The sequence below is a fragment of the Butyrivibrio sp. FC2001 genome (genome assembly GCF_000424125.1).
Taxonomy (GTDB): domain Bacteria; phylum Bacillota; class Clostridia; order Lachnospirales; family Lachnospiraceae; genus Butyrivibrio.
This window is the reverse complement of the sequence record NZ_KE384132.1, coordinates 588,694-610,630: the sequence shown is the minus strand read 5'-3', so window position 1 is coordinate 610,630 and position 21,937 is coordinate 588,694. Positions and strand designations below refer to the sequence as shown.

18 protein-coding genes and 1 tRNA gene are annotated in these 21,937 nt (G+C 41.3%); 18 read left to right on the top strand and 1 reads right to left on the bottom strand.

Translation table 11 applies throughout. The annotated features are described in order from the left end of the window. Positions 1 to 203: 203 nt before the first annotated feature. From recA to G601_RS25310, 12 genes are all read left to right on the top strand, one after another. On the top strand, positions 204 to 1,274 hold the full coding sequence (recA, locus tag G601_RS0116300) for a recombinase RecA (protein ID WP_026490808.1): 1,071 nt from the start codon (positions 204 to 206) through the stop codon (positions 1,272 to 1,274). A 5-nt stretch (positions 1,275 to 1,279) separates the two neighbouring features. After that, complete coding sequence (locus G601_RS0116295; protein ID WP_026665985.1) at positions 1,280 to 1,903, top strand: regulatory protein RecX; 624 nt, start codon at positions 1,280 to 1,282, stop codon at positions 1,901 to 1,903. A gap of 102 nt (positions 1,904 to 2,005) precedes the next feature. Beyond that, positions 2,006 to 3,562 (top strand): ribonuclease Y, encoded by a 1,557-nt coding sequence (rny, locus tag G601_RS0116290; RefSeq protein WP_026490806.1) that lies wholly within the window; start codon positions 2,006 to 2,008, stop codon positions 3,560 to 3,562. Between the two features lie 141 nt (positions 3,563 to 3,703). Further along, a complete protein-coding gene (locus tag G601_RS0116285; RefSeq protein ID WP_026490805.1) occupies positions 3,704 to 4,078 on the top strand; it encodes a metal-dependent transcriptional regulator in 375 nt (124 codons plus the stop codon). Beyond that, positions 4,068 to 5,753 carry an RsmB/NOP family class I SAM-dependent RNA methyltransferase gene (locus tag G601_RS26970; RefSeq protein ID WP_026665984.1) on the top strand — a complete coding sequence of 562 codons (1,686 nt, stop codon included), beginning with the start codon at positions 4,068 to 4,070 and terminating at the stop codon, positions 5,751 to 5,753. Before G601_RS0116285 ends, G601_RS26970 begins: the two co-directional genes overlap by 11 nt. Next, entirely contained in the window at positions 5,750 to 7,489 is a 1,740-nt protein-coding gene (locus G601_RS0116275; RefSeq protein ID WP_026665983.1) for an ABC transporter ATP-binding protein, read from the top strand. Before G601_RS26970 ends, G601_RS0116275 begins: the two co-directional genes overlap by 4 nt. Continuing rightward, positions 7,482 to 9,209: an ABC transporter ATP-binding protein gene (locus G601_RS0116270; protein WP_026665982.1), complete on the top strand. Its 1,728-nt coding sequence runs from the start codon at positions 7,482 to 7,484 to the stop codon at positions 9,207 to 9,209. The genes G601_RS0116275 and G601_RS0116270 overlap by 8 nt, the downstream gene beginning before the upstream one ends. Before the next feature lie 84 nt (positions 9,210 to 9,293). Further along, positions 9,294 to 9,491 (top strand): hypothetical protein, encoded by a 198-nt coding sequence (locus tag G601_RS0116265; protein WP_026665981.1) that lies wholly within the window; start codon positions 9,294 to 9,296, stop codon positions 9,489 to 9,491. A 253-nt stretch (positions 9,492 to 9,744) separates the two neighbouring features. Continuing rightward, positions 9,745 to 10,572 carry a hypothetical protein gene (locus G601_RS0116260; protein WP_026665980.1) on the top strand — a complete coding sequence of 276 codons (828 nt, stop codon included), beginning with the start codon at positions 9,745 to 9,747 and terminating at the stop codon, positions 10,570 to 10,572. A gap of 68 nt (positions 10,573 to 10,640) precedes the next feature. Next, positions 10,641 to 11,450 carry a hypothetical protein gene (locus G601_RS0116255; RefSeq protein ID WP_026665979.1) on the top strand — a complete coding sequence of 270 codons (810 nt, stop codon included), beginning with the start codon at positions 10,641 to 10,643 and terminating at the stop codon, positions 11,448 to 11,450. Positions 11,451 to 11,563: 113 nt separating this feature from the next. Continuing rightward, on the top strand, positions 11,564 to 13,219 hold the full coding sequence (locus G601_RS0116250; protein WP_026665978.1) for a putative manganese-dependent inorganic diphosphatase: 1,656 nt from the start codon (positions 11,564 to 11,566) through the stop codon (positions 13,217 to 13,219). A 109-nt stretch (positions 13,220 to 13,328) separates the two neighbouring features. Next, complete coding sequence (locus tag G601_RS25310; protein ID WP_051205953.1) at positions 13,329 to 14,852, top strand: Ig-like domain-containing protein; 1,524 nt, start codon at positions 13,329 to 13,331, stop codon at positions 14,850 to 14,852. A gap of 82 nt (positions 14,853 to 14,934) precedes the next feature. Here G601_RS25310 and G601_RS0116240 read toward each other — a convergent pair whose 3' ends face one another. Then, a complete protein-coding gene (locus tag G601_RS0116240; RefSeq protein WP_026490798.1) occupies positions 14,935 to 15,135 on the bottom strand; it encodes a hypothetical protein in 201 nt (66 codons plus the stop codon). A 241-nt stretch (positions 15,136 to 15,376) separates the two neighbouring features. Here G601_RS0116240 and G601_RS0116235 point away from each other — a divergent pair, with 241 nt between their 5' ends. The 6 genes from G601_RS0116235 (at position 15,377) to G601_RS0116210 (ending at position 21,930) form a co-directional block, all read left to right on the top strand. Further along, complete coding sequence (locus G601_RS0116235; RefSeq protein WP_051200524.1) at positions 15,377 to 16,126, top strand: alpha/beta hydrolase; 750 nt, start codon at positions 15,377 to 15,379, stop codon at positions 16,124 to 16,126. A 21-nt stretch (positions 16,127 to 16,147) separates the two neighbouring features. Then, positions 16,148 to 16,426 (top strand): hypothetical protein, encoded by a 279-nt coding sequence (locus G601_RS0116230; RefSeq protein ID WP_026490796.1) that lies wholly within the window; start codon positions 16,148 to 16,150, stop codon positions 16,424 to 16,426. 109 nt (positions 16,427 to 16,535) lie between these two features. Then, positions 16,536 to 16,618: transfer RNA gene (locus G601_RS0116225), tRNA-Leu, on the top strand. Between the two features lie 89 nt (positions 16,619 to 16,707). Further along, positions 16,708 to 17,784, top strand: a complete 1,077-nt coding sequence (locus tag G601_RS0116220; protein WP_026665977.1) for an HD-GYP domain-containing protein — start codon at positions 16,708 to 16,710, stop codon at positions 17,782 to 17,784. A 179-nt stretch (positions 17,785 to 17,963) separates the two neighbouring features. Continuing rightward, on the top strand, positions 17,964 to 20,456 hold the full coding sequence (locus tag G601_RS0116215) for a glycoside hydrolase family 2 protein (RefSeq protein ID WP_026665976.1): 2,493 nt from the start codon (positions 17,964 to 17,966) through the stop codon (positions 20,454 to 20,456). After that, positions 20,449 to 21,930, top strand: a complete 1,482-nt coding sequence (locus tag G601_RS0116210; protein WP_026665975.1) for a DUF6937 domain-containing protein — start codon at positions 20,449 to 20,451, stop codon at positions 21,928 to 21,930. The genes G601_RS0116215 and G601_RS0116210 overlap by 8 nt, the downstream gene beginning before the upstream one ends. Positions 21,931 to 21,937 lie beyond the last annotated feature (7 nt).

Genomic DNA, 21,937 nt, shown 5'->3' with positions numbered 1-21,937 from the left:
TATGTCTTTTGATGATCTTGGGGCTTGACTTTTCTTTTCGGTATGTGTAATATACGAAAGTCTTAATTCCGGCGTGTCGCCAGATGTTTTCCTATTTTTTTTTCAAATTACTTTTTGGGTGATTTTTTGTTGACACAAACGAACATTTGTTTTATTATTATCACAGAACGCTTGTTCTGTATAGAAAAGGAGAAGAGAACAGTATGGAAAGAGAAGATAAGCAGAAAGCATTAGAAGCAGCACTCGGTCAGATTGAGAAACAGTTTGGTAAGGGTGCGGTTATGAAGCTGGGTGATCCCGCAGCACAGATGAGTGTTGAGACTACACCTACAGGATCCCTTAGCCTTGATATAGCACTTGGACTTGGTGGAATTCCCAAGGGACGTATCGTTGAGATTTACGGACCTGAGTCCAGTGGTAAGACTACAGTTACACTTCATATGATAGCTGAAGTTCAGAAGAGAGGCGGAATTGCAGGCTTCATCGATGCTGAGCATGCTCTTGATCCGGTTTATGCTAAGAACATCGGAGTAGACGTTGATAATCTTTACATTTCACAGCCTGATTCAGGTGAGCAGGCACTTGAGATCTGTGAGACAATGGTTCGCTCCGGCGCTATAGATATTGTTGTTGTTGACTCTGTTGCAGCTCTTGTTCCTAAGGCAGAGATTGATGGTGACATGGGTGATTCTCATGTAGGTCTCCAGGCCAGACTTATGTCTCAGGCTCTTAGAAAGCTCACAGCAGTTATCAGCAAGTCTAATTGTACAGTTATATTTATCAACCAGCTCCGTGAGAAGGTTGGTGTTATGTTTGGTAACCCTGAGACTACTACAGGTGGACGTGCTCTTAAGTTCTATTCTTCAGTACGTATGGATGTCAGAAGAATTGAGACACTTAAGCAGAGTGGAGAGTCTATCGGTAACAGAACAAGGGTTAAGATCGTAAAGAATAAGATTGCGCCCCCGTTTAAGGAAGCAGAGTTTGACATCATGTACGGCAAGGGAATCTCCTATACAGGGGATGTTCTTGATCTTGCAGCTGCTGTTGATATTGTCAACAAGAGTGGTGCATGGTATCAGTACGAAAATAACAAGATTGGACAGGGACGTGAGAATGCCAAGACATATCTTGAAGAGCATCCCGAGACCCTTGCTGAGATCGCTGCTAAGGTTCGTGCTCATTACGGACTTGAGGGCGGTGAGGAGCCTGCTGCAGAGGAAGCTCCTGCTACAGGTAAGAAATCAAAAGCATCAAAAACTGAAGAGGCGTAAGATTCATGACTGTTACGGATATAGTACCGTTTGACAATAAAAGATCAAAAATTTATATAGACGGTGAATTCGCTTTTATCCTATACAGAGGTGAGATCAGAGACTACAAGATTAAGACAGGCGAAGAGATTTCTTCGCCTGTTTTTGATGAGATAACCGGCGTAGTTATCCCGAAAAGAGCTAAGCTCCGTGCTATGAATCTTCTTCAAAAGAGGGATTATACCGAGCACAAGCTCCGGGAGAAGCTAAAGGAGGGCTGTTATCCTCCTGAGGTTATCGATGAAGCAGTGGAATACTTAAAGTCCTACAGATACCTGGATGATGAGAGATATGCTGACGAATACATTCGCTATCACATGGAGCTTAGAAGCAGGAACAGGATAAAACAGGATTTATTACAGAAGGGCATAAGCTCAGACATAATTGAGCGGCTTATGGATGAAGCGTATGAGGAAAACACTTCTGATCCTGAGCTCGAATTATGCATAAAACTCCTTAAGAAAAAACATTACGATAAGGACAACACTACCTACGAAGAAAAGCGTAAAATAATGGCTTTATTATATCGAAAAGGCTTTGGTAATAGTGTCATCTCAAGTGCGATGTCTCTTGACATAGACAGCATCTGAGCGTAAACTGAATATGTTGTTATATTGTATGAAATAAAGCATTTTTTTATCATTTTATACAAAATATCGTACAATGAAAATTAAATAAGGAGGTGCTCCTGTATGCTACCAGTTATAATAGCAATAGCAGCAACTCTTGTCGTTTCGATAGCAGCAACCGTATTAGTTATGAGTTCCCGTCAAAAGAAAATTGACGCTGAGAATGAGAGTAAGATCGGAAGCGCAGAGGAAAGGGCAAGAAAAATCATCGACGATGCTGTAAGAGCTGCCGATGAATCGAAGCGCGAAAAACTCCTGGAAGTAAAAGAAGAATCACTGAAGGCAAGAAATGAACTTGAAAAAGAAGTGAGGGATAGGAGAGCAGAGGTTCAGCGTTCAGAACGCAGAGTTCAGCAGAAAGAAGAGAACGTCGAAAAGAGATCAGAAGCAATTGAGAAGAAAGAGGCCAGTTTAAATGCTCGTGAAGATGCATTAAACAAGAAAACGCAAGAGGTTGCGAGGCTTGATGAGCAGAGGAGACAGGAACTTGAGAAAATCTCAGGCTTAACCTCCGAGCAGGCAAAAGAGTATCTTTTAAAGATTGTTGAAGATGACGTTAAACATGAATCCGCTGTCATGATCAAGAACATGGAAGCGGAGGCTAAGGAAGAAGCAGACAAACGTGCTAAGGAGATAGTTGTAAATGCTATCCAGAGATGTGCTGCAGATCATGTTTCCGAGACAACCATTTCGGTTGTACAGCTTCCCAATGACGAAATGAAGGGACGTATTATTGGACGAGAGGGTCGTAACATTAGAACTCTTGAGACAATGACCGGTGTAGATCTCATCATTGATGATACACCTGAGGCAGTTGTTATTTCAGGATTTGATCCTATCAGAAGAGAAGTTGCCCGTATAGCTCTTGAGAAGCTTATCGTGGACGGACGTATCCATCCTGCAAGAATTGAAGAGATGGTTGAAAAGGCACAGAAGGAAGTTGCCAACAAGATTAAGGAAGAGGGTGAGAATGCCGCACTTGAAGCAGGTGTTCACGGACTTCACCCTGAAATCATTAAATTACTTGGTCGCATGCGTTTCCGTACAAGTTATGGACAGAATGCACTTAAGCACTCCGTAGAAGTTTCACAGCTCTGCGGACTTATGGCTTCAGAACTTGAGCTTGATGTTCGTATTGCCAAGAGAGCAGGTCTCTTACATGATATTGGTAAAGCCGTTGATCATGAGATGGAGGGATCACATATCTCACTTGGTGTTGATATTTGTAAGAAGTACAAAGAGTCAGCTACCGTCATCAACGCAGTTGAGGCACATCACGGCGATGTAGAGCCTCAGTCACTTATAGCTGTTATAGTTCAGGCTGCTGATACTATTTCCGCAGCTAGACCCGGTGCTAGAAGAGAAACACTTGAAACCTATACCAGCAGATTAAAGGAACTCGAGGAGATCACAAACAGCTTTAAGGGTGTTGATCATTCCTTTGCTATTCAGGCCGGAAGAGAAGTCAGAGTAATGGTTGTTCCTGAACAGGTAAGCGATTCTGATATGGTATTGATGGCAAGAGATATTGCCAAGAAGATTGAGAACGAGATGGAATATCCCGGACAGATCAAGGTTAATATCATTCGTGAAAGCAGAGCAACTGATTACGCGAAGTAATTTTACTGCAATGAATTTTGGACCGATGTACTTAAGAGTACATCGGTCTTTTCATGTAAATATATGCTAACAGAATGACTTGCAAACAATCTAAATAATATGCAATAATCATCTTAAAATGTATTAGGGAGGGTATTTTCTATGCAGGAATCCGGTGAAGACTATATCGAAACTATATATCTCTTAAAAAAGAAAAATGGCTATGTTCGTTCAATTGATGTTGCTAACGAGCTTGGCTTTTCACGCCCCAGTGTATCAAGGGCGGTTGGTATTTTAAAAGAAAACGGCTTTCTTACTGTTGCCGGTGATGGTGAGCTTGAGCTTACTGAGGAAGGCGCAAAGAAGGCTAAAAGTGTATATGACAGACATAAGAATCTCACGAAGTTTCTTATGCTTACTGCCAATGTAAGTGAAGAGGTTGCTGAGAATGATGCTTGCAGAATTGAGCACATTATCAGTCCTGAAACCTTCAAAGGTATTAAAAAGTTTTTAAAAGAGCATAAAGATGAGCTTTGATAAAGAATTTGAAATTAGAATAAGAGCAATTCTGGGCGACGAATACGATGCATTTTCGGCTGCTCTCACAAGGGCTAAAATTTCAGCATTAAGAATAAATCCATTAAAGAAGAATGTTGATTGTTCGAACACTGATGCTAAGATGCAAAAGAATGATGGAGAAGAAGATCCTTCTGACAGAGTTAAGAGAATTTTATCTGCAGAGGGATGCGAATTTACTTCAGATATTCCCTGGGAATCTGCAGGAAAAGTGTATTCAGAAGGTGCTCCCGGAAAGCACCCACTTCATGAAGCAGGGGCTTACTATATTCAGGAGCCAAGTGCTATGTCGCCTGTTCATTATCTTGATCCCAAGCCGGGCGAGAAGATTCTGGATCTGTGCGCAGCTCCCGGTGGTAAGAGTACTCAGATTGCAGGCAGGATGATGGGTGAGGGTATTCTTGTCACTAACGAGATAGACAGGAAGAGAGCACAGATATTATCTCTTAATATTGAGAGATGCGGTGTTAAGAATGCTCTTGTTACTAACATGAAGCCGGAGCAGCTGTCTGATGTTTTTGAAGGCTATTTTGATAAGATCCTCGTTGATGCTCCCTGCTCAGGCGAGGGAATGTTCAGGAAAAATGATGAGGCTATAAGCAATTGGAGTCCTGAAAATGTGGAGCTTTGCGCAAAGAGACAGTCTGACATTTTAAAGGACGCTGTTAAAATGCTTGCTCCAGGTGGAAGACTTGTTTACTCAACATGCACCTTCGCACCTGAGGAGGATGAGCTTCAGGCTGCTAAGCTCCTGGCATGGGGACTTAAGCCTGTATCAGTAGAGCTCTATGAGGGTATGGTAAGCGGCGATACCGATAACCTTAAAAGTATTCTTGAATTCATGAAGGGAGATCCCAAGGACATATCCTTTGCAAAGGACATCCCTGAGAATATTTCCATTGATATCAAAAGGTGCACAGGAAGACTCTGGCCTCACAGGATTGATGGTGAAGGTCATTTCTTTGCGGTATTTGAGAAGGATGGAGATATTTCTCTAAATGCAGGACTTTATGGTGTAAACGGTAAAGTACGCGGGATAAAAGAGGATGACCTTTCACCCTTTAAGGAATTTGCAGATGCGTATTTGAAAAATATCGAAATTGTTCTCGATACTGAGGGCAAGGCTGCGGATTTAAATAAAGATAAGAAGGCTGATAAAAAATCAGCTAAAAACAAAAAGTCCGGTAAGGGTTCAAAGGCAATATGCAAACTGGATGGCTGCCTAAAAGGTACGCCCTTCATGTTCGGAGAGCAGCTATATCTTGCTCCGGAAGGAATGCCTGGAATTGCTGGGCTCACTGTCATGCGTCCGGGACTTCATCTTGGAACAATAAAGAATGGAAGATTTGAACCTTCACATTCGCTGGCGCTTGCGATAGATACTGATATGGCAGTACTTAGCTATGAACTTGAAGAGACTTTAAAAACAGATGATACGACAGACACAAGTCCTGCACAGACTCCGTCTGCCGCCTCAAAGTCCATGCAGTTTATTGGCGGTATGTGCTTTAGACAGGGTGATCTTCAAAATGGCTGGTATCTTATTACTTCCTATGGTTATGGCCTTGGATGGGCAAAATATGCAGGTGGAACCTTAAAAAATCACTATCCGAAAGGACTTAGGATTTACACATGAGAAAGCTACTTAAATATCTGAAAAAATATTCTTTTGAGGCGGTCCTTGGACCGCTTTTCAAATTGCTTGAAGCAACCTTTGAGCTTATTGTGCCTCTGGTTGTAGCAGCGATTATCGATAACGGAATAAGAAACAGTGACAAGCCATACATAATCAGGATGAGTCTTGTTCTGATCCTTCTTGCTGCAGTTGGTTACGCGTGCTCAGTTACGGCGCAGTTTTTTGCTGCAAAGGCAGCTACCAGCTTTGCGGCTGCTGTCAAAAAGGATCTTTTCAAGAATATTCAGAGTCTGTCCTATGAGCAGATTGATAATCTTGGAACCACAACGCTTATTACAAGAATGACCAGCGATATCAATCAGGTGCAGCAGGGTGTAAACCTTACACTGAGGCTCCTTCTAAGATCACCCTTTGTTGTATTTGGTGCGATGGTAATGGCGTTCACCATAGATTTTCATCAGGCACTGATATTCCTTGTAACAATCGCTGTTTTATCAGCTGTTATATTTGGAATCATGCTTTGGGGAATTCCCAGATATAAGAAAATCCAGGAGCTGGTGGATGGTGTACTTGGTCTTACAAGAGAAAATCTTTCAGGAGTAAGAGTTATAAGAGCCTTTGACCTTGAAAAATCAGAGAACGAGAATTTCAAAAAGAAAAACGAGGTTCTCACAAAGCTTCAGGAGTATGTGGGCAGAATCTCTGCACTTATGAATCCTATAACATACGTGATTCTTAACCTTGCGATAATCATTCTTCTTAAGACAAGTGCAGATAAGGTTTACGCAGGAATTCTTACTACAGGTGCGGTTGTTGCGCTCTATAACTACATGTCTCAGATACTTGTTGAGCTTGTTAAACTTGCGAGCCTTATTATCACTGTTACAAGATCCTTTGCCTGCGGTAACAGAATACAGCTTATGCTCGAGGAAAAGGGTTCAATGGTTGATGGTACAGTAGATGCAAAGGCTGTAACAATAAGTGATGATGAGCCTGTAGTCAGCTTTGAAAACGTATCCATGAGATATAAGGGCGACAGTGACAATTCCCTTTCGGGAGTTACATTTACGGCTAAAAAGGGTGAATCAATCGGAATCATCGGAGGAACTGGTTCAGGAAAGACCACACTTATTAACCTTATCCCCAGATTCTATGATGCCTATGAAGGCGTTGTTAAGTATAAGGGGAAGGATGTCCGTGAATATGATTCCAAATCCCTTAGGGAAGTAATAGGCGTAGTTCCTCAGAAGGCTATGCTTTTTAAGGGGACAATCAGAGCCAACCTTAAATGGGGTAACGATAAAGCGACGGATGATGAGATATGGGATGCAGTAAATACAGCCCAGGCCACAGAGGTTGTAAAGGAGAAAAAGGGCGAGCTTTCTGCTGAGATAACCCAGGCAGGAAAGAATTTTTCCGGAGGACAAAAGCAGAGACTTACTATCGCCAGAGCTCTTGTTAGAAAGCCTGAAGTGCTGATCTTAGACGATAGCTCCTCAGCCCTTGATAATATGACAGATAAAAAGCTTAGAAAGGCAATTACCGAGCTTTCCTATAAGCCTGTAACCTTTATAGTTTCACAGAGAGCAGCTTCTGTAAGATTCTGTGACAGGATAATAGTACTTGATGATGGCAGAGTAGATGGAATAGGAACTCACGAGGAGCTTCTTGCAAATAGCGAGACCTATAGAGAAATCTACGAGTCACAGTTTGGAAAGGAGGCAGTAAATGAGTGAACTTAAGCGTGTATTAAAATATGCCTCCGCATATAGAGTTCTGATTTTCTTTTCAATTACCTTTGCTGTGATTTCAGCAATCCTTGCTCTTTACGCTCCTATAATTGCAGGTAATGTAGTTGACTGCATAATCGGTATTGGAGACGTTGATTTTGTTAAGGTTAAAGCACTTCTTATTAGAATGGTTATAGTTGTTCTGGTATCAGCTCTTTGCCAGTGGTTTATGTACGGCGTAAATAACAGGATTACCTTTGGCGTCGTTAGAGATGTAAGGAATGATGCCTTTGATAAGATGCAGATTCTGCCCTTTGAATATCTTGATTCACATCCACAGGGCGGAGTTGTAAGTAAGATAATTACTGATGTTGATCAATTTGCAGATGGACTTCTTATGGGCTTTACACAGCTCTTTACAGGTATTGTAACGATATTTGGAACACTTGTATTTATGTTTTATCTGCAGTGGAAGATTGCGCTTATCGTTGTGCTTCTCACACCGGTATCACTTTTTGTAGCAAGATTTATTGCATCAAGATCTTACTCACTTTTCAGGGAGCAGTCAGTTGCAAGAGCAGATCAGACTGCGCTTATAGACGAGATGATAGGTAATCTTAAGGTGGTTAAGGCCTTCGGCCATGAGGATGAAAATCAGGTTACTTTTGATGAGATTAATGAAAAGCTTGCTAATACAAGTCTTCGTGCAACATTTTTCTCATCACTTACAAACCCCAGCACCAGAGTGGTAAACAATACTGTTTATGCCTTTGTTGCTCTATTTGGTGCGTTTGTATGTGTAAGCGGCAACATGAGTGTCGGTGAGCTTACTATTTTCCTTAGCTATGCAACGCAGTACACCAAGCCATTCAACGAGATATCAGGCGTTGTAACTGAGCTTCAGAACGCTCTTGCATGTGCAAAAAGAGTGTTTGAATTTATCGATGAAGAGCCTCAGATTCCGGATTATGACAAGGCGCCCTCCCTTGAAAACGTAAAGGGAAATATCGAGCTTAAGGACGTAGAGTTCTCTTATGATAAAGAACGAGAGCTTATAAAGAACCTTACACTTTCAGTTAAGGAAGGACAGAGAGTTGCTATAGTAGGACCTACAGGAAGCGGTAAGACCACGATCATAAATCTTCTTATGAGATTTTATGACGTGGATAAGGGCAGCATAAGCGTTGAAGGAAATGATATAAGAAAGCTTAAGCGTGCTGACCTCCGAGAGAACTTTGGTATGGTGCTCCAGGAAACATGGCTCAGACAGGGTACTATTAAAGAAAATATAACCCTTGGAAGAAGCGGGTTTACTGATGAAGAGATAATCGAAGCAGCCAAAAAGTCCCATGCCCATAGCTTTATTAAAAAGCTCCCTGAAGGCTATGATACCGTTATCAGCGAGGATGGTGGCATGCTTTCACAGGGACAAAAACAGCTCCTCTGCATAACAAGAATAATGCTTCATGTACCTCCGATGCTGATACTTGATGAGGCTACAAGTTCAATTGATACCAGAACTGAAATGAGGATTCAGAGAGCCTTCCAGAAGATGATGACAGGAAGGACCAGCTTTATTGTTGCGCACAGACTTTCAACCATTAAGGAGGCAGATAGAATCCTTGTAATGAAGGATGGACATATTATTGAGCAGGGTGACCATAAATCACTTATTTCTGCAGGCGGTTTCTATTCACAGCTGTATAAGAGCCAGTTTGAGCAATAAACGATAAAAAAGTTTTACCATGTTTAAAATATGTGTTATAATGTCAAAGTTCTGTTTGTAAAACAGAACTTCGGGGGAACCTGTTTGCGTCTATATGCAAGCAGAAAAAAATATAAAGGGGAATTGTATGAAAAAGGTTTTAATAAAATCACAGGGGTAGTTATGGCTGCTGCCATGGCTATGAGTATTCTTATCACAGGCAAGGTTGATGCTAAGGCTGCAGCAGCACTTAATGTCAATCAGGAGTATCGCCTAAATTTCAACGATGATAATAGTCTATAGTTGTTTTAAAAATCAACACAACACATATAGATAATCTTGAGAAGGAGTACAATAATACTGCAAGTACTGCAACTCAGACAAAGACAAAGAAAACCTACTTCGGTGTTGTAAGCGCACCTGATAATGACGCAGACTGGTATGTTTTCAAGGCTCCCAAGACAGGTAAGTACAGATTCGTGTGAAAAAAGTGAAATGATCTCATTAAAATAATGAGTTTCATATAAGTTATTAAAAAAGAAAAAGGGGAAAACGTATGAGAAAAGAAATCAAAAAAGTATGCAAGCGTATTGCACTTGCAGCTGCTGCATTTTGTGCAGTTATCACTTTGGGGAAAAGTGATGTAAAGGCTCAGGATATTCAGATGGGTAATCTTGAGATAGGTCAGACCAAAACAGTAACATTACAGTCAAGTACAGGAAGAGATAATTTCTACTTCCATTTTGCTACACCCAAGAATGCTTCATTTAAAATAAGTGTTGCTCTTATCGAAAGAAGGAACAAAAAAACTAACGAAATAGCTGATGGTGGCTATACGCATGTAAAAGCAACTATTGATTACAAGGATATCTGGAGTAAGTATACATGGCATAATGATGGAACTTATACATCACCTGAATTTGCATATGCTCCTGGTAAGGACTGCACAATTAGAATTGATGACGTTGACGACTGGTACAAATACACATATCAGATTACTGTTGATAAGGTAGCTTATTTAAACTTCGAAAAAGAGAATAATAACTTCCCTACAGCAGCAACTACTCTTAAGAATAAAAAGACAGCAAACGGTATCCTTAATGATGGCGATACTGACTGGTATGTTTTTAAGGCTCCTAAAACAGGAAAATATAAGTTCTCTGTTGTAAATTCAAATATAGAAGATGGAGGATATTTCCACTGCGAAGGCTATAAGAACAAAAACAAGGTAGACTATGGTAAGGGAGCTTATATCTGGCAGGGCCATGGCTGGTACAAGATCAACACTCTCAAGCTTAAGAAGGGTAAAAAGTATTATATTAAGATAAGCAGTGGTTCAAGAGAGGGCATCCATTACCAGATTAAGGTTAAGAAAGTAAAATAAAACATATAAATGCAAAGGGCTTGTTTTATGCAAGCCCTTTTTATACTTGAAAGGAGATGGACTTGAATATGAAAAATGCATTTGGAAAATTAAGCACAGGAATCATCTCTGCAGCTATGGCGGCAGCAATTATACTTTCAGCAAAAACATCAGCTAAGGCAGCGCAGCAGATTGAACTTAATAAGGAATACAGTGCAGACCTTGGTGCAGGTCTTGATTATGAATATAAATTCAAGGCTCCTGACAGTGGAAGCTTTCATATTGAGACAGAGTTTACTGTAAGCGATAAAGAGAACGCAAACTACTGCAGCGTAAGGGCTAAGTTCACTAAGGATGAAAACGAATACTGGAATGAATACATTAAAGTAGATGGGAAATCAGCTAGCTCAGAGTATTCATTTAAACCAGGCCAGGAGCTTACACTTAAGTTTGACTGTGTCATCTATGCCTACAGCCCCAAGAAAAAATATGATCTTAAGTTCAAGGTTGTAACAGACAATCCGCAGAATTTTGAGACAGAGGATAACAACACAGCCTCTCGTGCTAACAAGATCAAAGCAAAGAAAGTCTATAAAGGAATCCTTAACGCTGAGGATGAAGATGCTGACTGGTATGTATTCAAGGCTCCCAAGACAGGTAAATACAGATTCTATGTGAACAATACTTCCAATACTGGCAGGAGCGCTTCTTTTCAGGTATATGGCTACAAGAGTAAGAAAAAGCTTGATGCCAAAAACTCAGCTACACTTATAGAGGGCTGTGGAAACTTTAAATCCAAAAAGATATCTCTCAAGAAGGGTAAGAAGTATTATATAAAGATTGAAAAGGCTCATCCCTGCAACGCTTCTTACGACCTTAAAATAAAAAAGGTGAAATAAATTCATAAAATGAGTTACAATAAGGGCAGTGAGTTTACTGTCCTTATCTCTATATTAGGAATATATAGATGAGAACTTAAACATAAAGGGTATTCAAAATAAAAATCCAGGAGATGTATATGAAAAAGAGACCAATTTATGTAATTGGACACAAGAACCCAGATACTGATTCAATATGTGCTGCTATCTGCTATGCGAATCTTAAGAACAAAATAGCGGGCGAAGAGGTGTGCGAGCCCAGACGCTGCGGACATATTAACGAGGAGACACAGTTTGTATTAAACAGATTTGGAATACCGGCTCCGGGCTACACTAAGGATGTTCGTACTCAGGTCTGCGATATGGAGATAAGAGATCTTCGCGCAGATGATGACCACATCTCACTTAAGCGTGCCTGGGAGAGAATGAAGGAAGAGAATGTAGTTACTCTTTGCGTTACTGATAATGGCAAGCTTACAGGACTTATCACAACTAACGACATCATGGAGACCTGTATGGATGTTCATGATGCGACAATCTTATCTGAGACCAAGACTTATTATGGCAATATTGTAGATACACTTGATGGTAAGATGCTTGTTGGTGACATGTCAGAGCAGATCACCTCCGGTAAGGTACTTATCGCTACAGCTTCACCTGAGATAATGGAAGAAGTCATTGTACCGGGAGATATCGTAATCTGTGGTAACAGATACGAGACACAGCTTGTTGCCATTGAAAATCAGGCAGCTTGTATTGTTGTCTGCATTGACTCCAAAGTCACCAATACGATCAAGAAGCTTGCTGAGGAGAGAGGCTGCAGAATAATCACAACTCCTTATGATACCTTCACTGTCGCAAGACTTATAAATGAGAGTGCACCTGTTGGCTCCATTATGAAGAAGGATAAGCTGATAACCTTCCATACAAACGACTTTATTGAAGATATCCAGCAGACCATGGCTCAGGTAAGACACAGATATTTCCCTGTGCTTGACGAGGATGACAATTACGTTGGCATGATCTCCCGTCGTAACTTACTGGGTGCCATGAAGAAGCAGCTGATACTGGTTGATCACAATGAAAAGAGCCAGACGGTAGACGGCGCTGAAAACGCAGAGATCCTTGAGATAATCGATCACCACAGACTTGGGACCTCCATTGAGACTGCTAATCCTGTATTTTTCAGAAATCAGCCCCTTGGATCTTCATGTACAATTATTTACTCAATGTATAAGGAAGCAGGAGTTGAGGTTGATAAGACCACAGCATCACTTATGCTTTCAGCTATAATATCAGATACTCTTATGTACAGATCACCTACATGTACAGAGGTAGATAAAAGGGCGGGACAGGAGCTTGCTGAGATTGCAGGAATAAATGTAGATGATTTTGCAAGGGAGATGTTCCGCGCAGGCTCTAACATGGGAAGTAAGACTCCCAAGCAGATCGTGCATCAGGACTTCAAGAAGTTCACTGTTGAGGATAAGACCATCGGCATAGGCCAGGTTAACTCCATGAGCGCCGAGGAGCTTGCAGAGATAAAGGAAAAAGTATTGCCCGAATTAAAGGATATCATGGTGAGCGATGGCCTTGATATGATCTTCTTTATGATGACCAATATCGTCACCGAATCATCGATAGTTGCCTTTGAAGGTAATAAGGCAGAGAGCATCATCGATGCAGGCTTCCATATCACTGCAGGAAGTGATAATATTGCGCTTCTAAAGGGCGTGGTTTCAAGAAAGAAGCAGCTTCTTCCTACAATAGTTGAAGCACTTCAGCAGTAAAAAAGTTAACCAATTTTTAATACAATCATTATTGTTCGTAAGATATTTCGTGGATGATTCTATGTTATAATACCCTCAGTAACAAATTTTCGTTATTGAGGGTGATTTTATGAAACATTTTTTTGTGAGGGAAAAGATACGGTCAATTGCTGCCATCACGGCAGCTGCAGTTTTGCTTAGTTTCTCCGGTTCCGGAACGATTATTTCCAATGCGGAAGATAAAAGCGATCAGTATATACCTGTAACCCAGGCTATATACCAGGTAAATCCCGTATATGCGGGTATGGTATCGCTTGATGAAATCGATAAGGGCGCTGAGCTTAAGGTTACCTTAGGAGAGGTTTTAAAGACGGCTAATAAAGCTACAACAGTGGATGAAGCTGCAGTTCAGATTAAGGAAGGCCTTAAAAGCCACAGTAAAAATATCAATGTAGCTTTTTCATTTCCCGGAACCAACTATAATGGTTCTTCACTTGTAAGTGCCGCTGACAATGCATTTAATAAGGCTATGAACCATACAGGAAAAGGTAATGAAGGTGATTACCTTAAGTGGGGCTACAGTGGCAGAGGAATGCAGGTTGGATACAGCTATCAGGATGGTAATACCGTAGGAACCTTTGCGTTTACCATCACCTACTACACAACCGCTGCCCAGGAACAATCAGTAACAGCCAAGGTTAATCAGATATCCTCTAATCTGGGACTGGCAAGAAAGGGCGAATATGACAAGATCGTTTCCGTATATCAGTATGTCTGCAATAACGTCAGATATAATTACGGAAGCTCTAACATGAAGTACACCTGTTATGCAGCTGCTGTTGATAACAGCGCAGTATGTCAGGGGTATGCACTTTTGGTATACAGACTCCTAAATGACGCGGGCGTAGGCTGCAGAATGCTCGCAGGTAACACAAGTAATGGTCAGCATGGCTGGAATATTGCCCGTGTTAACGGCCTTTATTACAACCTTGATACAACCTGGGACGCAGGAAAATCCAGCAATCAGTATACATATTTTATGAAGAGTGATGCTGATTTCGTAAACCACAACAGATGGTCTCAATATACTGGAAGCGATTTCTACAGGCAGTTTCCGATGGCTTCCTCCAGCTACAATACAGGCAGCATCGGTGGCAGCGTAGTATATACGCTTAAGCTCAATAAGGACAGCCTAAGTGTTAAGGCAGGTAGCAGCAGTAGCCTTTCAGTAAGCGTTAATCCTTCAAATGCTGACCTTAAGTGGAGTAGCAGCGATGAGGATGTTGCAACGGTTTCTTCATCAGGTAAGGTTAAGGGCGTAGCTGCAGGAACCTGTAAGATTAAGGTTACTTCCGAGGACGGAAGCAAATCAGATACCTGCTATGTAACAGTTACCGGTAAGGGCGCTGGGGTTAAATCCCTAAAGCTCAACAAGAAGAAGGTTAAGCTTGCCAAGGGCAAGAAGTTTAAGCTTGTAGTTACAATAAAGCCTGAGAATGCTAATACATCACTTGTATGGAAGAGCAGCAACAGTAAGGTTGCAAAGATTTCCAAGAGTGGAACCATTAAGGCTAAGGGTAAAGGAAAATGTAAGATAACCGTCACTACAAAGGACGGCAAAAAGAAAGCGACCTGTAAGGTCACTGTTAGATGAGGGAGACTATAAATCGGTTCAACAAAAATGGACATATGCTATGCATATGCCCATTTTTGTTTCTCATGAAATGGGATAGTGTTTAACTGACGAAAAATTTGTCAGCGATGGTTTCCATATAGATATCGCGCTGGTCAGTAGGTACATCATATTCATCCATTGCCTTGGATACTGACCAATGATTATTGCCTATAGAACGAAGCATGTGTCTGATCAATGTGTAATCAATAACGTTGTCATTTTCTACTTCATTGTTATATTCCTGAGCCAATAATGTTGACATAAAAAACCCCCAAAAATAGACTAGTTTACGGTATTTTATACATATAGTTGATAAAATTCCCCATCAACTACTATATATTGTATTACATATTTGAATTAATGCAACAGATTTCTTTCTAAAAAATGAATATTATTTTTATGTTTTTTTAACCGTTTATACATGCCCCAAAACTTGTTAATTTAATGAAATTTTGATAAAATTATTATCGGAAAAGTGGTTCTGTAATATATGTGAGGCTGATATGCAAAAGACATATATAGTGGAGCGAGACGGGTATCACATTTCTGGGGAAATATATTTACCGGACGATTCTAAGGGTAGATATCCTATAGTTATCATGGCACATGGCTTCGGGGGAAGCCGTGAGGGAACAAGACCATATGCTGAGATGCTTGTGAAGGAAGGAATTGGCTGCTATATCTTTGATTTTTGCGGCGGAGGTCTTTCCTCTAAAAGTGACGGTAAAATGACTGAGATGTCTGTGCTTACTGAAAGTGAAGACATAGAGGCTGTTGTTGAGAATATCAGGAAGGCTCCCTTTGCTGACAGGAAAAACATATTCCTTATGGGTGAGAGCCAGGGCGGTGTTGCTTCAACAATAGCTGCTGCACAGACTCCCAAGGAAATAAGGGCCATGGTGCTTCTATATCCTGCGTATGTTCTTTTTGATGAAGCAAAGAGAAAGTATCCCAAAAAGGAAATGATCGAGGATTCATCTACAGTTTTCGGGCTTCCTGTCGGAAGGAAGTTCTACGAAGACGTATTTTCATTGGATATTCACGACTGTATGGAAAAATATCACGGGAATGTTCTTATTCTACATGGAAATATAGATCAGGTTGTTCCCATGTCCTATAGCATTGATGCCAGGAAAAAATTCCCTGCTGCTAAAATAATACAAATTACAGATGCCGGCCATGTTTTTTATGGTAAAGAGGTTGTTAAAGCAGGTAAAGAAATGATATCATTTATACAAGAAAATGTGGATTGAACCACACAAAGGGGGCATATTATGTTTAGCTTATTCGGAAATAAATTACAGGAATTTGATGTAGACGAGTTAAAAGAGAGTGCTGAGAAGGTTCTTTCATTCACCGGAGATAAGGCTAAGAGTGCATATTGCTTTGCTTCCGATCGTTTTGAGAAGCTCGATAATGATAAGAAAAACATGATCATTATCGGCCTTTCAGTGTTTGCAATCGTTGTTGTGGTTGCAGGTATTTTCTATCTTGTTGGTAAAAAGGCAGGAAGAAAAGAAGTGTCCTTTGAGTACGAGGAATGGGACAGCTAAGAGCCGCACTTAGCATCGGGATACCGAATACGGTATTCTGTTTAAATTCATGCTTGAATATAAATTTTTGATATGTTAACATATGTGAGTCGCAGATTTTTGCAGATACGCCGGCGTGTCGGAATGGCAGACGATGCAGACTCAAAATCTGTTGTCCTCACGGGCGTGTGGGTTCAAGTCCCACCGCCGGCACTATATAGATCCTGACATTCAAGCAACGATTGTTTGACTGCCGGGATTTTTTATTCCTGTGTTTTGATTCTTTTTTTGCGAGGCAGCCTATGAAGCTTATATCCGTTGATGACATTCAGCAAGGAATGGTACTTGCGCAAAATGTATATACTCTGGACGATCAGCTTGTTCTTCCCAAGGGAACTGCCATTGATCCCAAGGCTATTCGCAGACTCCACAATTACAACATTTTCAATGTATTTATAAATGAAGACGATGAAAAGCCGGAGAGCATCAAGAGCTCTTCTGAGGAATCCTTTGGCAAAAGACTGAAGGAATCTGAGGAGTTCAAGAACTTTAAGAAGGCTCTTGAAAATGATGCCATGCATCTCGAAACTGCTCTTAAGCAGTCATTTACCTCTGATGAAGCCATAAAGTCCCAGAGCCTTGTGGCTCCTGTAATGATGCTCTTTGATCAGAATGATACAGGTGCCGGAATCATGGACATCATCCATAATATGCGTGGCTATGATGATGCTATTTATATGCATTCCATCAACGTTGCATTGATATCCAACATGATTGCCCGCTGGATGAGAAAAAGCGATGATGAGATACGAATAGTAACCACCGCAGGACTCGTCCATGATATAGGAAAGCTCGTCATTCCTCAGGATATCCTTACAAAGACAACGCCTCTTACGGCTCGTGAAAATGAGACGCTAAAGACCCACGCGCAGCTTGGCTATCAGCTTTTAAAGGATAAGGACATCGACCAGCATATTAAAAATGCCGTTCTCATGCATCACGAAAGACATGACGGTTCAGGTTATCCCTTTGGGATAAAGGGCGAACAGATAGATGAGGTTGCAAGGATCATCGCTGTAGCTGATATCTATGATGATCTTACGTCAAAGAGAGCAAATCACGACCCTGTCAGTCCCTTCAAGGTTATAGGTGCCTTTGAGACTGATGGTCTTATTAAATATGATGCTGATGTAATACTTACCTTCCTTAATCACATTGCCAATACGTTTCTTGCCAATAAGGTGCGACTTAGCAATAATCTTGAGGGTGAGGTTATTTATATAAATCCCGATAATTTGTCACGGCCCACTGTAAAATGTGGTGATTCTTTTATCGATCTCAGTAGAATGAAGGATGTGTATATCACTGAAATAATCTGAGGCATGGTATTTTTGCACAAATATAGGAAACGAAGTTTAGATGTTTCGTTTCTTGTAGGATAAATCAAAAAGTGTTACTATGGTTAAGCGGAAACGTAGAAAAGTATTTTGCGTTTCCACTTTTTTGGGCAAGAAATCAAAGAGAATTATTTGCTTTAGACTTGCCGGGGAAAGAGAGTATGAGAAGAAAACTGTATCTAAACAATGATTGGAAATTCAGTACGGCTTTTGATGAGGGGATGATCCGTGCTGGCTATAACGATTCTGCACTGGAGCAGGTCAGAATACCGCACACGGTTAAGGAGACACCGTTCAACTATTTTGATGATGCTATATATCAGATGGTTAGCGGCTATCGCAAGATCTTTAGGGCAGACCAGCACTGGAGCGGTAAAAAAGTATTCCTACACTTTGAGGGAGCGGCTCACGAGGCTACTGTTTATTTTAACGGCACCAAACTCGGAGTTCATTCCTGTGGCTATACAGGATTTAAGTTCGATATTTCAGATCTTCTTAATTTTACGGGTGATAACATAATCGCGGTTAAGCTGGACAGCAGAGAGAATCTGAATGTTCCGCCCTTTGGCTTTGTGGTTGATTACATGACCTACGGCGGCATTTACAGAGACGTATATCTTGAGATATCTGAGAGAACCTATGTTGAGGATACATTTGTCTACACTGAGGTTCCTGAGGTATTTAGCGCTGACACAGCTGAAAATGAAGTAGAGGCAAGGACAGTAGGTACTTTCCTTCACGCAAGAGTAAAGCTCGGCGGAGATATTACTGGCTGCGTTGTGACTGAATCACTAAAGCGCATAACCGGTAAGGTTCCGCTTGATGCCAGGGACGAATATGCTGATGAGATAGAGCTTGCCAAGGTTCCTGCCAACAGAGATAACATCCTTGATTATCACACACTTCCCGTTGTGCTCTGGGATGTTGTGAATCCTGCACTTTATGAATTTATAGTAAGGATTTACAGAGGCGAGGAGCTTGTTGATGAGAAGAAGGAAGTGTTCGGATTCAGGAATGCCACCTTCAAGGCCGAAGGCTTTTACCTAAACGGAAGAAAGTTCATTTTAAGAGGCTTAAACAGACATCAGTCATATCCCTATGTGGGCTATGCGATGCCCGCATCAATGCAGATAGAGGATGCAAGGATATTAAAAGAGGAGCTTTGCCTAAATGCGGTAAGAACCTCACATTATCCGCAGTCCCAGGACTTCATTGATACCTGTGACAGAATCGGACTTTTGGTGTTTACCGAGATGCCGGGCTGGCAGCACATTGGTGATAAAGCATGGAAAAAGCAGGCAGTTTTAAATGAAAAGGAAATGATCCTGCAATATAGAAATCATCCGTCAATTATCATGTGGGGAGTCAGAATTAACGAATCTGCTGATGATGACTCATTTTATGCAGAGACCAACGAGGTCGCTCATGAGCTTGATCCTTCAAGGCCTACAGGCGGAGTAAGAGCAGCTACCAAGATGCATCTCCTTGAGGATGTTTATACACTTAACGATTTTTCACACAATGGCAAGACTCCAGGATGCATCAAGAAAAAGCAGGCAACTCCTGATATGAGTAAGCCTTATCTTGTTACCGAATACAATGGGCATATGTATCCTACAAAGAGCTTTGATCCTGAGGATAACAGGGTTGAGCATGCCATGAGACATGTTCGCGTAATGGATGCCATCGCAGGTGAAGGCAATATCTCCGGAGGCTTTGGCTGGTGCATGTTCGACTATAACACTCACAAGGACTTTGGTTCCGGTGACAGAATATGCTATCACGGTGTTATGGACATGTTCAGGAATCCCAAGCTTGCATCAAAGGCATACGAGATGCAGGGAGATGATAATACAGTCCTTGAGCTGTCATCTTCAATGGATATCGGCGAGCATCCTGAGTGTATCAGAGGAGATATATGGATCTTTTCCAATGCTGACTCAGTGAAGATGTACAAGAATGACGTATTCATCAAGGAGTTTTTTCCTAAGGATACGCCTTACAAAAATATCAAGAGAGGCCCCATCCTTGTGGATGATTTTATAGGAGATCTTCTTGCTGAAAATGAGAAGTTCTCAAAGAGCTTTGCTGAGGATGTAAAGCATGCTTTGAATACAGCAGCAAGATACGGAATGGATAAGCTTTCTCTTGGAGATAAGATAACAGGCGCCAAGATGATGACCTTCCATCGCATGTCTGTTAAGGACATCGTGGATCTTTATCAGAAATACATAGGCGACTGGGGAGGAAAGGCCACATCCTTTAAATTCGAAGCCATTAAAAATGGCGAGGTTGTAAAGACTCTTATAAAGGAAACAGTAAGAGATATCAATCTCGAAACCCTGATAAGCCATACGGATCTCGTAGAAGGTAAATCCTATGACGTGGCTTCAATAAGATTCAGAGTAGTTGACCAGAACGGCAATGTGCTTCCGTTCTTTGCTGAGCCCATAAAGCTTAAGGCTGAGGGTGCCATCAGGATCATAGGACCCAAGACCATTCCTGTAAGAGGCGGAATGGCAGGTACATATATCAGGTCCAATAGCCGACAGGGTACAACCGGTAAGCTGACCATCAAGCTTGACGCCGGAGTGGACAGATTAAGAAAAGAAATAAGTTTTAATATACATAAAGAGGTAGGAATTAATGTCTGATAAATCCAAAGTTATTTTCGGAAACGTAATGCCTGACAGTGTTTATAGAAAGGCAGTAAAGACAAAGGAAAAAAATATTAAGAAATTCGGTGACGATTCTAAGGCCAATTATCCTATAAATATCGTAAAAAATGACTATATAGGTGAGAGCCTTGGAGTTCAGAACATCGAGGTTTTGCCTGAAAATACATCAAATGCAGGCAGCCTTCCTTTCGATACAAAGAACGGCATTATCGTTGGAAATATCAGAATGGGATTTGGACATTACAGAATAAGTATGGCCATGGCTTCATGTGCTAAGCATCTTGGCTATACACCCTATTGGATGGATTTAAATTCATATCCGCACACCACCTGCACCAAGGTAATAAGTGCACAGAACGAGCTTTATTCTCTGGGTTCAAGACTTTCAAAGAATCCGATTTTTAATAAGCTTGTCTGGGAGCCTGTTAACTACGAGGGCTTCAGAGCACTGTCCTATAATGCAGCAGATCAGATGAATGCAGAGCTTATGGCTCCTGTTTATAAAAACGTTCCTAAGGAGATTCCTGTTATCGGAACCCACGTGTGGCCTGCTCAGGCAGCTATCCACGCTGGAATGAAATATGTTGTAAATGCTATTCCCGATAACTGGCCTATGGCACTTCATTTTTCAGAAGGCTCAGTTCACACAATACAGTGCAGAAATGCCTACATGGGATACAGAATCCTTAACGGAATGAACAAGAAGGAAATCTGCAAGCCTATGCCGCAGAAGGATCTTGTATATACAGGTCACTACATCGATCATGAGCTTGTATCCAACATTGAGAGCGACTGCGAGGCAAGAATTTCAAGAAGGAAAAATGGAAAGCCCATGAGATTCCTTCTTACAATCGGAGGAGCAGGAGCTCAGAAGGAGATATTTGCAGCAATTATCAAATACCTTCTTCCCAAGATAGCTGAGAAAAAGGCAGCACTTTACGTTAACGTAGGTGATTACAGACAGGTCTGGGAGGACCTTAAAAAAGAAATTCCTGAGATGAACTCACATATACATGAGCATTTGGGAGATTTCAAGGACACTGAGAAATTTGCAGAGGATGCACTTAATCCGGACACAGAGGTTACAGGAATCCACGGCTTCTGGCACGAAAATATCTTTGAAGCTGTGTATTGCACAAATCTTCTTATGAGAAGCTGCGACGTTCTTGTGACAAAGCCCAGCGAGCTTGCATTTTATCCTGTGCCGAAGCTCTTTATCAAGAGAGTCGGAAAGCATGAGATGTGGGGCGCGATCCACTCAGCAGAGGTGGGCGACGGAACCCTTGAGTGCAGAGATATTCCTCACACAGTACAGATGCTTGATCAGTTCCTTGAGACACCACTTCTTGATGAGATGTGTGAGTGCATTTTGGAAAATAAAAAGTCAGGCCTTTATGACGGAGCCTACAAGGTAGTAGAGCTTGCTATGGGTATGAAAAATGAAATCTGATAGGGAG

Excerpts from the sequence above, each read along its gene's own strand:
- G601_RS0116270 (WP_026665982.1), top strand. The coding sequence starts at position 7,482 with ATGAGTGAACTTAAGCGTGTATTAAAATATGCCTCCGCATATAGAGTT.
- G601_RS25310 (WP_051205953.1), top strand. The coding sequence starts at position 13,329 with ATGAAACATTTTTTTGTGAGGGAAAAGATACGGTCAATTGCTGCCATC.
- G601_RS0116210 (WP_026665975.1), top strand. The coding sequence starts at position 20,449 with ATGTCTGATAAATCCAAAGTTATTTTCGGAAACGTAATGCCTGACAGT.
- G601_RS0116250 (WP_026665978.1), top strand. The coding sequence starts at position 11,564 with ATGTATATGAAAAAGAGACCAATTTATGTAATTGGACACAAGAACCCA.
- G601_RS0116255 (WP_026665979.1), top strand. The coding sequence starts at position 10,641 with ATGAAAAATGCATTTGGAAAATTAAGCACAGGAATCATCTCTGCAGCT.
- G601_RS0116275 (WP_026665983.1), top strand. The coding sequence starts at position 5,750 with ATGAGAAAGCTACTTAAATATCTGAAAAAATATTCTTTTGAGGCGGTC.
- G601_RS0116215 (WP_026665976.1), top strand. The coding sequence starts at position 17,964 with ATGAGAAGAAAACTGTATCTAAACAATGATTGGAAATTCAGTACGGCT.
- G601_RS26970 (WP_026665984.1), top strand. The coding sequence starts at position 4,068 with ATGAGCTTTGATAAAGAATTTGAAATTAGAATAAGAGCAATTCTGGGC.
- rny (WP_026490806.1), top strand. The coding sequence starts at position 2,006 with ATGCTACCAGTTATAATAGCAATAGCAGCAACTCTTGTCGTTTCGATA.
- G601_RS0116295 (WP_026665985.1), top strand. The coding sequence starts at position 1,280 with ATGACTGTTACGGATATAGTACCGTTTGACAATAAAAGATCAAAAATT.
- G601_RS0116220 (WP_026665977.1), top strand. The coding sequence starts at position 16,708 with ATGAAGCTTATATCCGTTGATGACATTCAGCAAGGAATGGTACTTGCG.
- G601_RS0116240 (WP_026490798.1), bottom strand. The coding sequence starts at position 15,135 with ATGTCAACATTATTGGCTCAGGAATATAACAATGAAGTAGAAAATGAC.
- G601_RS0116285 (WP_026490805.1), top strand. The coding sequence starts at position 3,704 with ATGCAGGAATCCGGTGAAGACTATATCGAAACTATATATCTCTTAAAA.
- G601_RS0116230 (WP_026490796.1), top strand. The coding sequence starts at position 16,148 with ATGTTTAGCTTATTCGGAAATAAATTACAGGAATTTGATGTAGACGAG.
- G601_RS0116235 (WP_051200524.1), top strand. The coding sequence starts at position 15,377 with ATGCAAAAGACATATATAGTGGAGCGAGACGGGTATCACATTTCTGGG.
- G601_RS0116260 (WP_026665980.1), top strand. The coding sequence starts at position 9,745 with ATGAGAAAAGAAATCAAAAAAGTATGCAAGCGTATTGCACTTGCAGCT.
- recA (WP_026490808.1), top strand. The coding sequence starts at position 204 with ATGGAAAGAGAAGATAAGCAGAAAGCATTAGAAGCAGCACTCGGTCAG.